Genomic DNA, 12,070 nt, shown 5'->3' on the forward strand with positions numbered 1-12,070 from the left:
TAATTTACAACAACAGCGTATCTATTCTGTGAGCCTGTACCCTATCCTGATATTCGGACCAGGTATAAATGGTAAAATGACCATCCTGAGAAGCAACTAATGCTGTAGCATCTCTTTGATCATGAACAAATTGAGCAGCTGAAAGATGCCTTGTTCCGCCTACCTTAGAAGGATGGATTACTACGGCATCACCACCGGTTATCGGTTCTGAAAAAGAAATCTCATCAACATTATCCTTTCCTTTTGCCCGTCCTATTTTGGCTCCAAAAGCCAGCAGTTCATATTGATTGCTGATAACAGTTGCTCCATCCACCGCAGTTAAACCCGCAAGATGTTCTACTTCTCTTTTCAATGCAGTTTGCCAGAAAATCTGACTAGCCTCTTTACGATCTTGTTGCAACAACTTGGATAGACCTGTAAAAGACGGCTGCACATAATATTGAATAGGTTTGATAATGGATTGCAACCAATTACTGGTTTCACCTGGCACTACCAGCAAAGTCCCCCCTCTTCCATGTGCCCTCATAGAAACAGCAAGCTGGATTAGTACATTAACAGAATCATTCCAATAAGAAGGGGCGGTAAGATCCAGCAATGATAAAAGCATTGGCGGGCAATCCGGTACACTTGTACTTTGTCCGTCAACCATTTTGACCTGGTCACCCTTAAGAACTGCAATGTTTGTAAATTTTCCAAACCCATAAATCCTTCTATGCTTAATTACAAGCAATGCAGGTTCAGAAACATCAAGTACAAAACAAAAATTAGGAATACTAACGGTAGTTCCCCAAATATAAAGTGCCCCATCCTCTTCCCAAACGCCAAGATGTATCCCCGCACGCTCTATGCCCGGTGCCAGCTTAGTTAAGGTGCCCGGATTTAAAGGCAATCTATTTTTAAATAATAATGGGTTGCCCGCTTGCTGCGGAGGTAAAAATGCCAATGATATTTTTGGAGAATGTCCTTCTTCTTTACGTAAACTTGCCCAAAAAGTCGCATCAATTATAGCTTCAACTATATCTGCTGTAGGTAAAGGTGCGAGATCGTCCTCTCCACTATCTCTGGCAGCAGCAAGATGTGCGGCAAAAATAGCCTCAACTTTAGGGGCAATAATCCGTGCTGCCTGATAGGTAGATTGATAGATCATGCCATAAAGTTAAGGTATTCGATTTATTTAATTGTATATCTAATGCCAAAAAATCCCCGTATTCCTTGATTCGGGCCGTAAACATAACTTGGATCAAAAGTAAGCCCATATGGGTTTTCAGCAGTAACCATTACCTGGCCGTTTTTGTCGAGTTCCACATGTTTATCAAAGGGATCATTAGCTCTCGCAATTATGAAAGGATTGCCTTTGTTTGGAGTCCAGTTTAATAGATTTTTTATTCCACCATATAGTTCAAATCTATTGAATCCACTAAATGTGAATTGAATATTTTGTATGCTCCAGACTGGTGAAAATTCTTTCCTTGGATCAAGATCACTTAGCAATGGTAAACGCATAGGGCTGTAAACATTTCCTGTGTAGTCAATAGCAAGATTAAATGGTTTGATTTTGTATGAAATGGCCCAGTTTCCTGAAAATTTTTCTGTAAGAATTTGTTGCTTCTTAATTCCATGTTCAAAACTGGCAACATCCTGATAAGTTGCCCCAACTATAACCTTCAGTCCGTTGTTAAAAGCCACATCAACATTAGCACTTAATCCTTTACTTACGGCATAACCATCTAAATTATCATAAATAATCTTATTAGGATCTGTATCAAAATCGCCTATGATCCTGTTGTTAAAATAAGTATAAAATGCTGAGCCTTCAAGACCTAAAAAAGTCCCGTTATCTGTATATATTTTCTTTAAATAATTAAGATTTACATTATATGTCTTTTCAGGTTTAAGCTCATTCGGTATCTCTACAGTTCTGGCTCCTGTTAAGGCAGCATGATCTTCAGTAAAGATGTTTACCACTCTAAAGCCGGTCCCTGCATTTAATCTAAGAATATTATTATCATCTATGCTCCATTTATAAGCAACCCTGGGCGTAAAAATATTTCCATGAACAGAATTATAGTCATACCTAAATCCTGCAAGAAATTTATGCTTTGCGCTTAGTGTTATTTCATCCTGAATAAAAATTCCCGGGAGCCAGGTATTTTTTGCAATCTCCTGGTTAAGGCCAGTGGTTGCCGCAGTATTATCATCATAAAAAGTATACCTTAAAGCTGTCCCAAGCAAAAGATCATGATTGTGAATCTTCTTATCCCAGGTAAGTTGGGCAAACCCTATTTTCTGTTCGGCAATATAAGATGTTGTTCCATACCTGCTATCCTGATTATGTTCATTATACGAAAAAGCCAGAAATATCTTCTCTTTTACCGGCAACTGATAATTTCCAATTAATTCCCAGCGTTTGGTATAAATGCTTTCACCATAAACCTGATCTCCTCCCCTAAATGACTTGTTCCATTGCATTTCTCCTCCCCATCTGTCCTCATACATATACCTTGCGCCAAGCGTAAATATTCGTTTGTTTTTCCTTTCAAAACTCCATTTCTGGAATACAGAGATACGATCCTGAAGCGTCACATCTGTGAAGTTATCATGATTGTGATCTACCGGATTGCCATATTTAAAATAATTCACCCCTGTTAATGCGATGGCCTTTTTCCCGAGGTTGAATTTAAATCCAAGATCAGCATTGTATTCCTGATAATCGGTGGCAAAAAAATCTGCAGAGAGCAGCGGTGCATTTTCAGGCTTTTTTGTAATGATATTGATTAAGCCTCCAACTGCCTCGCTACCATATAAAGACGATGCAGGTCCTTTAACAATTTCAATCTGTTCTACCAGTGAATTCGGAATTCCTGAAAGTCCATAAACAGTCGAAAGGCTACTTACTATTGGCATTCCATCAATTAAGATCATGGTATAAGGTCCTTCAAGACCATTAATATGAATATCACCGGTATTACAAATATTGCAGTTTAGCTGTGGCCTTACTCCATTTACGTTCTGGAGCGCCTCAAAAATACTAGGTGTAGGATTCTTTTTAAAGTACCCTGGCGTATAGACTTCTACCGGAACCGGACTCTCCAATCTCTTTACTTCCTTTAAAGTTCCCGTAACTACAACCTCATCTAAATCATTTTGAAGGTTGCTGAGATCAAAATTTAAAACTGATGACTCATCGTTCCTTAATGTAATGGTTTTAACCATTTTCCTAAACCCTATTGCCGATGCCTGAATCCTATAAGTGCCCGATTTAACTTTACTAAGTGTATAATTCCCCATACTATCAGTTTGAGTGATTAGTTGAGTCCCCTCTATCTTAATATTTACGAGAGCTAAGGGTAGCGCTTCAGAAATAATTTTACCACTAATGCTTCCGGTTTGGCCCATGGCATTAATAACAAACAACATAGAAAGAATTGAAAGTAAAGTTTTGCTAAACATATTTTTATATTAATCTAATAGTTAAATAATTTCAACAAAACTAATAAAGTTAGATTAGTCTAACAAATATAATTTGACATTTATTATTTTTATTTCCTTTATAAAGCGATAAGTTTGTACTATGCTATCTTATACAGAAGAAAACTATTTAAAAGCCTTATTAAAACTGAGCTTTCAGAACGAAGAAAGGCCCGAGGCAGGCACCAATGAAATGGCAGCTTATTTAGGTGTTAAACCTGCTACTGCCACAGATATGTTAAAAAAGCTGAAAGAGAAAAATCTGGTTACTTACAAAAAGTATGGCAAAATATTACTTACAGATATCGGCAGAAAAAACGGCATCGCCATTTTAAGAAAGCACAGACTCTGGGAAACATTTTTATATGAGAAACTGGATTTTAGCTGGGATGAGGTCCATGAAGTTGCTGAGCAACTGGAACATATACAATCAGCTAAATTGGTAGATAAGCTGGAAGAGTTTCTTAACTTCCCGGAATTTGATCCACATGGCGACCCAATTCCAAAAGCAAACGGGGACATGCCCGCCATTGCAAAAACGTTATTATCAGAGTTAAATGCTGGCCAAAACTGCAAAGTGGCAGCTGTTAAAGATACTTCTACTCTATTTCTTCAATATTTGGAGAAATTGAAGATAACCATTGGTACCAGGATAAAAGTACTTGAAGTGATTGCTTTTGATGGGTCATTGAATATTCAGATTGAAAACGAAGAGCCCAGAAGCGTATCTATGAAATTTGCAGAAAGTTTATTTATTAACCAACTTCCATAACACCCATTATATGTCAACCGAAATAAAATGTCCTAATTGCGCGCATACTTTTCCCATTGAAGAGGTGATGGCTGAGGAATATAAAAAAGACCTCAGAGAGAAGATGGTTACCTTTACCAAACAAAAGGAAGATGAATTTGCTAAAAAGCAAAATGAATTTCAAGCGTTGCAAAAACAGCAGGAACTTGCTTTTGAGCAGCAGCAAAAAAAACAAGCGGCAGCTTATGAGCAAAAATTAAGCGAAGAAAAAAAGCAGCTACAAACCGTGCTCGAAGAAAGCTTGCGCAAAAGTATAGCAACAGATTTCGAAAACAAGCTGCAAATGCTTGATAATGCCAACAAAGAGAACGAAGAAAAATTAAAATCTGCCCGCGCTAAAGAGCTTGATTTCCTGAAAAAGGAACAGGCAATGAAGCAAAAGGAAGAAGAAATGGAGCTTCAGCTACAGCGTAAACTACAAGAGCAGCGCGCTGATATGACGGAACAGATCAGAAAGCAAGAGGCCGAAAAAAACAGCATAAAAGAGACCGAACATCAACTGAGGGTAAAAGAACTGGAGAAACAGCTCGACGATCAGAAAAAACTGGCAGAAGAGATGAAGCGTAAAGCAGAACAAGGATCTATGCAGTTACAAGGCGAAGTACAAGAACTAATTTTAGAAGAATTACTTAGAAATGCATTCCCTTTTGATCTGGTATCTGAAGTAGGTAAAGGAGTAAGAGGAGCCGACTGCGTTCATCATGTCAGAAATCAATTTGGGCAGGAATGCGGTAAAATTATCTATGAAAGTAAGCGCACTAAAGATTTCTCGATGGAATGGATTGAGAAATTAAAGAAAGACATGCGCAGTATGGGAGTTGATGTTGCAGTTATAGTTACCCAAACCTATCCAAAAGGAATGGACTGTTTCGGCGAAAAAGATGGTGTTTGGATCTGTTCGTTTGATGAAGTTAAAGCCGTTTCCTATATCCTTAGAGATGGAATTGTGAAGCTGTTCAGCGCTTCAAAATCTCAAGAAAACCGTGGAGATAAAATGCATATGCTGTATGATTATTTAACCAGCAATGAGTTCTCTGAGCAATGGAAAGCCATTAGAGAAGGTTTCATGAGCATGAAATTATCTATCCAAAGAGAACGCGATGCTATGGAAAAACTATGGAAAGCCAGAGAAAAGCAACTAGAAAAAGTACTGCTAAATGCAGCACACATCAGAGGTTCAATTGAGGGCATTGCCGGAACAGATAGTATACAGCTAAGCCTTACAGATGACGAAGAGGATCCTTTACTGTTAGAATAAATCTGGCTTATGATATACGCGAAAAAGAAAGTACAACAGACTGCTCATTTGGCCGCCCAAACGGCCAAAATTATTGCAAATGTAAAAGAGCTTCAGGAAAAGAATCTATTAAGGATTGAAGGAAACGAGGTATATGTATATCCTGAAATCCTTAAGGATAAACCAACAGCATTAAATTGGATTAAATGCCTTCATCTGTATTGTATGCTAAAAAAGCGTTTTAAAGAAAGTGATTCACTTTTCTTTAAAGATTATACCACTGGAGAACAAATTGGCGCTTACAAAAACAAGAAGGCGAGCGTCACTATTTTCACTTAAATCCAGTTACAACCATCTGCTTTTGCGCCAGTTTTCTTGTTTCTCAAAATCCATAAACGTCCAGGCCACAAACCGACTGATCTTTTGTCCTTGTGCCATTTCTATTGTTCTAACTTCAAATGCGTTAAAATTCTGAATCGCTTTATAAATAAAAGGAAGGTTACTGCTCTTTGAAACTAAGGTCGAGAACCATAGACATTGATTTGCAAAAGAAGCACTCTCCTCTATCATTTTTCTAATAAATCCGACTTCCCCTCCTTCATACCAAAGCTCTGTATTTTGTCCCCCAAAATTCAGTGTTACCTCTTTGCCTTTTTGCTTACCCAAATTTTGCAATTTCCGTCTTGTGCCAGATTGAGCCTCTTCGGCAGAAGAATGAAAAGGTGGATTACACATGGTGAAATCAAACAGATCCTCTGGCTTGATAACCCCTTTAAAAATATGATGTTTATTGCTCTGTGGCCTGCAAGTTATAGCATTTGTCAGTTCCGGATTTGATGCAATAATTGCTTTAGCCGCTTTTATGGCTCCGGAATCTATTTCGCTCCCCACAAAGCTCCAACCATAGTCCTGATGACCAATAATCGGATAAACACAATTAGCACCCAATCCAATATCTAACCCTCGAACTGATTTTCGCGTTGGTATTATCCCATCATTAACAGAAGCAAGCAAATCTGCCAGATAATGCACATAATCTGCCCTACCCGGTATAGGTGGACAAAGATATCCGGCCGGAATATCCCAATACGAAATACTATAGAAATGCTTAAGAAGTGCTTTGTTAAGACTTTTAACAGCCTCAGGATCAGAAAAATATATAGATTCGTCTCCATATGAATTAACTGCAACATAGTTTTTCAATTCCGGATAGCTTTTAATCAACTCGGGAAAATCGTACCTGAAGCGATGTTTATTTCGTGGATGGAGGGATGTTTTTTCTGCTGACATTCGTATAAAAATTATCCAAAGTTAAGCGTTCTGAGTAAACAATTGGATATATTAGAAAGCATGACGTACTTTGCATGTATAATTTTTCAATTTTGAAGGTACTATGCTAAAGTTTATCAAGGGATTTGGGTATGCGTTTTCGGGTATTGGTTATGCCTTTAAAACACAGCTTAATTTTAAATTTCATATTGCGGCCCTCCTTGTAACGGCCATTGCCGGGTGGTATTTTGCATTATCTATAAATGAATGGCTTTGGATAATTGCCGCTGCCGCTATTGTTTTAATAACAGAATTGTTGAATACGGCTATAGAAGTACTTGTTGATTTGGTTTCGCCAAACTTTAATCCCAAAGCAAAGATCATTAAAGATGCAGCTGCCGGGGGTGTATTGATTGCAGCTATTGGTGCAGCTATAATTGGCTTGATCATCTTTATTCCTAAAATTTTTTAGGTCATGTTGCATAAAACCAGGGGGATTGTTTTAAAAACTACACTCTATAGTGAAAGCAGTGTAGTTGTACAAATCTTTACCGAAAAGTTTGGCATCCAATCGTACATGATCAATGGCGTTAAAAAACCCAGGGCAAAGATCAGAATGAATATGCTCCAGCCATTGCATCTTGTAGATATGGTGGTTTATCATAAAACCAATATTAGTATACAGCGTGTTTCGGAACTCAGGCCATCTCCTGTTTTTAGTAGTATTCCTTATGATATCATAAAAAGTACAATGGCAATCTTCCTAAATGAAGTATTGTACAAGAGCATAAGACAGCAAATGGCAGATGAGCATCTATTTGATTTTATATTTAGTGCTATTTGCTGGCTCGATGAAAACAGCGAAACAAACGTAAATTTCCACCTTGCATTTTTGCTTAAACTATCAAGGTATTTGGGGTTTGCGCCCAGTATGCAAACTAAAAGCGACCAGAGTTATTTTGATTTACAGGAAGGAGAATTTAAGTCGATGCTCCCTGTACACCCCCACTATTTGGAAAAATCTGATGCAATTCTCTTTATTTCCCTGTTTACTTCACCTTTTGAAAAAATAAATCAAATAAAATTAGAAAATAAAACAAGAAGATTCATTTTAGATAAAATATTGATTTACTACACTTTACATACGGCATCTTTTGGAGATATTCGTTCGCATCAAGTTTTAGAGGATGTACTCTCTTAAAATATTACAAAAGTTTTGGAGTTTTAAATTAGAGGTGTATATTTGCACTCCCTAACAATTAGGGATTAATACAGCTTACTCGGCTGGCCTTTTAGCAAAAGAGTAGAACCAAAGGGGAGATTAGCTCAGCTGGTTCAGAGCACCTGCCTTACAAGCAGGGGGTCACTGGTTCGAACCCAGTATCTCCCACCAAAACCTAACGAGGATTCGAAGGTTATTAACAACAGCTTACTCAGCTGGTTTTTTAAACAAAAGAGTAGAACTAAGGGGAGATTAGCTCAGCTGGTTCAGAGCACCTGCCTTACAAGCAGGGGGTCACTGGTTCGAACCCAGTATCTCCCACCATAATGGACAACCTAGATAATTCCGGAGTTGTCCTTTTTTTTTGCCCTCGCAATTCCTTGTTCGCTTTTAAATACCAGAATAAATTAGTGTAAAATCCGTTGGAAGTAACTTTTCTGTGATTATTGATTTATGTTCCATCTAAATGCCTGTAAAGCACATGAATGCATCTGGAAGAATTTTTAAACTTACTTTTTAGTTATATATTGGGTTAACCAAATATGCTCTCATGAAAATTCTGCTCGCATTGCTTGCTGTCTGTTGTATCTTTACTGTTCCCACTGCCGCACAAAATTCCTTTGCCGTTAAAGGTTTGGTTATCGACACGACTACACTTGTTAAAATTCACGAAGCAACAGTTATAGTGCTTGATGATCAGGATTCGATTCTGCAAAATTTCACCTATAGCAATAAGGGAGCTTTTGAACTTAATAACCTAAGGCCGGGTAAATTTCTAATTATGGTTACTTATCCGGATTACGCAGATTTTGCTGAACATTTTACGTTAGATGAAGCAAATCCGGTACACGACTTTGGAAATATCGGGATGATCTTAAAATCGAAACTGCTTAATGAAGTTATTATTAAAGCGAGGGTAGCTGCCATTAAAATAAAAGGTGATACCACAGAATTTGATGCCGCTGCTTACGCAACGCAAAAAAACGCAAAGGTAGAAGACCTGCTGAAACAACTACCAGGAATGAGGATCAATCAAAGTGGTGTTATCATTTTTCAGGGCGAAACTGTAAGTAAGATCCTTGTAGACGGTGAAGAGTTTTTTAGTGACGACCCCTCTCTGGTAACTAAAAATATAAGAGCCGATATGGTAAGCAAAGTACAGGTTTACGATCAGAGAAGTGAACAGGCAAAACTTACAGGTATTGAAGATGGTGTAAAAGTTAAGACGATCAATGTTATACTTACAGAGGATAAGAAAAAAGGCCTTTTCGGTAAAGCCGACGCTGGTTACGGCACGGATGGCTATTATACGGCTCAACTCATGGCGAATAAATTCAGTCCTAAACAGAAGGTCTCGGTTTATGGGAATATTGGCAATACCGGAAAGGTGGGGTTGAGTGGAGAAGATAATAACAAATTTGGCGGTGGTTATAGTCAGGGTGATTATGGGGGCAATGGGATTCCTTTGGCACGTGACGCCGGTGCGCATTACAATAATAAATGGAACAAAGACAAGCAGTCCATCAACGTGGACTATAAAGCAGGTGCATTGACTACCGATGCCCTTTCCAGTACTATAAGTCAAAACAACCTGCCAGGTAATTTTAATACAAGCAGCAGCGATGGCATGAATCACCGTTACAACTTTAACCAGTCCTTCAATGGCAGATTCGATTCTAAAATTGATTCAACAGCAGATCTCAATACTTATATTAATACGTACAGCAACAAAGGCGATAACAAAAGTTATCAAACGGGTTCGACCTTGCGAGGCAATGGTATTCTACAAAATGCAAATACAAATTCAACAATAGGTGAGAACACATTTGAATCCTTTACAGCCAACGCAAAGTATACAAAACGGCTTAAAAAGAAAGGCAGGAGTATTTCCATTAACACTGGGGGCTCATTTGATCGGAGCAATAGCAAAAGCAATCTGAGGTCTGAATTGAGCTATTATAATGAATTGGGTTTATTAGACAGTACAAGTACCATCGATCAGTTTAAGCCCATTGTTTCAAATACAAACAGGCTTTCGGCCGGTTTTTCGTACACTGATATGCTAACTAAAGCTATTTCGATTACCACAGGATATAATTTTTCCAGAAGTATCAACACCAGCGACCGGAGATCTTTCAATCTATCGGATGACAACCGGTACGAAGAGCTTGATTCTGCATTTAGCAGCGATTTTAAGTTGGTAAACCTGACAAGTTTATACAGTTTAAGTGCAAATTATTCATCAGGCAAGTTATCCGCAGGTGCAAGTGCCAGTCTTACAGATGCCAGCTATAAACAGGAGGATCAATTTATTGATTTTGTGATGGATCGCAAGTTCATCAACCTCCAGCCGGGGGCATATCTGTACTATCAGCTAAGCAAGGCGGCGTCACTCTCTTTAAACTACAATGGAAGCACCAATCAGCCCTCTTACTATCAATTACAGCCGCTACGTCAGAATAGTGATCCGCTAAACATAAGTCTGGGCAACCCGGATTTGAAACCTTCCTTCAGCAACCGCTTTTCTTACAATTACCGGGTCTATCAGCCAACCCTAGATCAGGGAATCAACTTTAACGGAAATTACAGCTTTACTACTAATGCAATTGTAAGTAACAGAGTTACTGATTCAGCTGGAGTAAATACTCTTAGTTACTCAAATCTAAGCCAGGGCAGGCCCAATTACTGGAACATGTTCGCTCAACTATATGGACATGCCACAAAGCTTGATTTTATACTTTATATTAGCCTTAACGTTAATGGAAATACCTATTTTAACTATGTAAACAATACGCTGAACAAGACCAGTACGGTAGAATATAAACCACAAATCGACATAGGTAAAAATAGGGCTACATATTCCTATAGTTTTAGTATAGGATCAAATTATGTGGTCAGCTCATCCTCGCTGCAATCTGTGAATAATAACAGGAAAGGTTTTTTTAGCAGTGCCAGCTTTTATACCAAACTTCCCTATGATTTTTTTATAGGAGCAGATGCGCAATACAACTACATGGCCAAAAATCAGTTGTTTAACCGTGATTTTGAGCGGCTTATTGCCAATGCTTATTTTGGAAAGAATTTCCTTAAAGAGGAAAATCTGAAATTGATGATCAGAGGAAATGACTTGTTTAACCAAAATACAGGATATGAACGTTACAGTTCAGCAAATGGCTTTACTGAGTCAAGAAATACAACCATACGCAGATATTTCATTCTATCTTTAACCTGGGACTTTACAAAGTTTGGTAAATCACTTCAAAAACAACAACCATGAAACAGTTAATTATTCTACTGATTTGCATGTTCACTACAAAAAGTATTTCTGCTCAAAATAAACATTTTGTTACCAGCGGAATAATAGAATTTGAACGAACCATGAATATGTTTGCACTGGTCAAAAAGAAAGTGACAAAACACAGTACGGAGAATAAAGTTTACTATGAAAAGTACTTGCAAACTGAGCCTCAATTCAGGGTACTGAAGAGTAGCTTGACGTTTAATACCAGTAGTTCTCTTTTTATGCCTGTGGCCGCAAAAAATGTTCATTGGTGGTATGATACCCCAATGGCTAATCAGGTCAATATTGTATTTTCTGACTTGAAAAATGGAATGAGCACCATTCAAAAGGAATTCTATGAACGTACTTATCTTGTGAAGGATAACTTGCGGAAAATTAAATGGAAGATGACCGAGGAAAAACGAATAATTGCTGGTTATGAATGTCGAAGAGCCAACGGACTGATGCTCGATTCTATCTATGTGGTTGCTTTTTACACAGAAGAGATTCATATACCAGGTGGTCCCGAGTCCTTCAACGGACTGCCTGGAATGATACTGGGTGTTGCTGTTCCACATGAAAATGTGACCTGGTTTGCAACCAAGGTTACAGAAGCTAATATTGATCCGAAAACTATTGAGCCACCAAAAAAGGGCAAGGCCGTAAATAATGAACAAATGCATGATGAGATTATGAAAGCGTTAACGAACCAGGGAGATCATGCAATTGTTCAACTTAAAGGACTTTTGCTATAAAGTTGTAATATTGCATCCATCCTTATCG

The 12,070-nt window shown here is 38.1% G+C and carries 10 protein-coding genes and 2 tRNA genes; 9 read left to right on the top strand and 3 right to left on the bottom strand.

Annotation, left to right across the window (positions count from 1 at the left end):
• Window positions 1-4: 4 nt before the first annotated feature.
• Together HQN86_RS14360 and HQN86_RS14365 are read right to left on the bottom strand one after the other, a co-directional pair.
• The gene (locus HQN86_RS14360) at window positions 5-1,147 is read right to left on the bottom strand and encodes a putative sensor domain DACNV-containing protein (protein ID WP_172661598.1); all 1,143 of its coding nucleotides are present in this window, start codon (window positions 1,145-1,147) and stop codon (window positions 5-7) included.
• 23 nt (window positions 1,148-1,170) lie between these two features.
• Window positions 1,171-3,450, bottom strand: coding sequence for a TonB-dependent receptor (locus HQN86_RS14365; protein ID WP_172661599.1), 2,280 nt, complete (start codon window positions 3,448-3,450; stop codon window positions 1,171-1,173).
• A gap of 121 nt (window positions 3,451-3,571) precedes the next feature.
• On the opposite strand from HQN86_RS14365, the gene HQN86_RS14370 reads away from it, so the two are divergent.
• From HQN86_RS14370 to HQN86_RS14380, 3 genes are read left to right on the top strand one after another with little or no spacing between them, the layout of a single operon-like run.
• The gene (locus HQN86_RS14370; RefSeq protein WP_172661600.1) at window positions 3,572-4,240 is read left to right on the top strand and encodes a metal-dependent transcriptional regulator; all 669 of its coding nucleotides are present in this window, start codon (window positions 3,572-3,574) and stop codon (window positions 4,238-4,240) included.
• A gap of 10 nt (window positions 4,241-4,250) precedes the next feature.
• Window positions 4,251-5,537: a DUF2130 domain-containing protein gene (locus tag HQN86_RS14375; protein WP_172661601.1), complete on the top strand. Its 1,287-nt coding sequence runs from the start codon at window positions 4,251-4,253 to the stop codon at window positions 5,535-5,537.
• Between the two features lie 9 nt (window positions 5,538-5,546).
• Window positions 5,547-5,855, top strand: a complete 309-nt coding sequence (locus tag HQN86_RS14380) for a hypothetical protein (protein WP_172661602.1) — start codon at window positions 5,547-5,549, stop codon at window positions 5,853-5,855.
• A gap of 6 nt (window positions 5,856-5,861) precedes the next feature.
• Here the strand turns inward: HQN86_RS14380 and rlmF are convergent, their stop codons facing one another.
• Window positions 5,862-6,806, bottom strand: coding sequence for a 23S rRNA (adenine(1618)-N(6))-methyltransferase RlmF (gene rlmF, locus HQN86_RS14385; protein ID WP_172661603.1), 945 nt, complete (start codon window positions 6,804-6,806; stop codon window positions 5,862-5,864).
• 103 nt (window positions 6,807-6,909) lie between these two features.
• Here rlmF and HQN86_RS14390 point away from each other — a divergent pair, with 103 nt between their 5' ends.
• The 6 genes from HQN86_RS14390 to HQN86_RS14415 all read left to right on the top strand — a co-directional run bounded on the left by HQN86_RS14390 (window position 6,910) and on the right by HQN86_RS14415 (window position 12,042).
• Window positions 6,910-7,257 (top strand): diacylglycerol kinase family protein, encoded by a 348-nt coding sequence (locus HQN86_RS14390; protein WP_172661604.1) that lies wholly within the window; start codon window positions 6,910-6,912, stop codon window positions 7,255-7,257.
• Between the two features lie 3 nt (window positions 7,258-7,260).
• Window positions 7,261-7,986: a DNA repair protein RecO gene (gene recO, locus HQN86_RS14395; protein WP_172661605.1), complete on the top strand. Its 726-nt coding sequence runs from the start codon at window positions 7,261-7,263 to the stop codon at window positions 7,984-7,986.
• 114 nt (window positions 7,987-8,100) lie between these two features.
• Window positions 8,101-8,178: transfer RNA gene (locus HQN86_RS14400), tRNA-Val, on the top strand.
• Window positions 8,179-8,253: 75 nt separating this feature from the next.
• Window positions 8,254-8,331: transfer RNA gene (locus HQN86_RS14405), tRNA-Val, on the top strand.
• 226 nt (window positions 8,332-8,557) lie between these two features.
• Window positions 8,558-11,284, top strand: a complete 2,727-nt coding sequence (locus HQN86_RS14410; RefSeq protein WP_172661606.1) for a TonB-dependent receptor — start codon at window positions 8,558-8,560, stop codon at window positions 11,282-11,284.
• On the top strand, window positions 11,281-12,042 hold the full coding sequence (locus HQN86_RS14415) for a GLPGLI family protein (protein WP_172661607.1): 762 nt from the start codon (window positions 11,281-11,283) through the stop codon (window positions 12,040-12,042). The genes HQN86_RS14410 and HQN86_RS14415 overlap by 4 nt, the downstream gene beginning before the upstream one ends.
• Window positions 12,043-12,070: the final 28 nt, after the last annotated feature.

The sequence above is a fragment of the Pedobacter panaciterrae genome, from assembly GCF_013204795.1.
Classification (GTDB): domain Bacteria; phylum Bacteroidota; class Bacteroidia; order Sphingobacteriales; family Sphingobacteriaceae; genus Pedobacter; species Pedobacter panaciterrae.

Coding starts and splice junctions, on each gene's coding strand:
- HQN86_RS14415 (WP_172661607.1), top strand. CDS start 11,281: ATGAAACAGTTAATTATTCTACTGATTTGCATGTTCACTACAAAAAGT.
- HQN86_RS14410 (WP_172661606.1), top strand. CDS start 8,558: ATGAAAATTCTGCTCGCATTGCTTGCTGTCTGTTGTATCTTTACTGTT.
- HQN86_RS14390 (WP_172661604.1), top strand. CDS start 6,910: ATGCTAAAGTTTATCAAGGGATTTGGGTATGCGTTTTCGGGTATTGGT.
- HQN86_RS14380 (WP_172661602.1), top strand. CDS start 5,547: ATGATATACGCGAAAAAGAAAGTACAACAGACTGCTCATTTGGCCGCC.
- HQN86_RS14370 (WP_172661600.1), top strand. CDS start 3,572: ATGCTATCTTATACAGAAGAAAACTATTTAAAAGCCTTATTAAAACTG.
- recO (WP_172661605.1), top strand. CDS start 7,261: ATGTTGCATAAAACCAGGGGGATTGTTTTAAAAACTACACTCTATAGT.
- HQN86_RS14360 (WP_172661598.1), bottom strand. CDS start 1,147: ATGATCTATCAATCTACCTATCAGGCAGCACGGATTATTGCCCCTAAA.
- rlmF (WP_172661603.1), bottom strand. CDS start 6,806: ATGTCAGCAGAAAAAACATCCCTCCATCCACGAAATAAACATCGCTTC.
- HQN86_RS14365 (WP_172661599.1), bottom strand. CDS start 3,450: ATGTTTAGCAAAACTTTACTTTCAATTCTTTCTATGTTGTTTGTTATT.
- HQN86_RS14375 (WP_172661601.1), top strand. CDS start 4,251: ATGTCAACCGAAATAAAATGTCCTAATTGCGCGCATACTTTTCCCATT.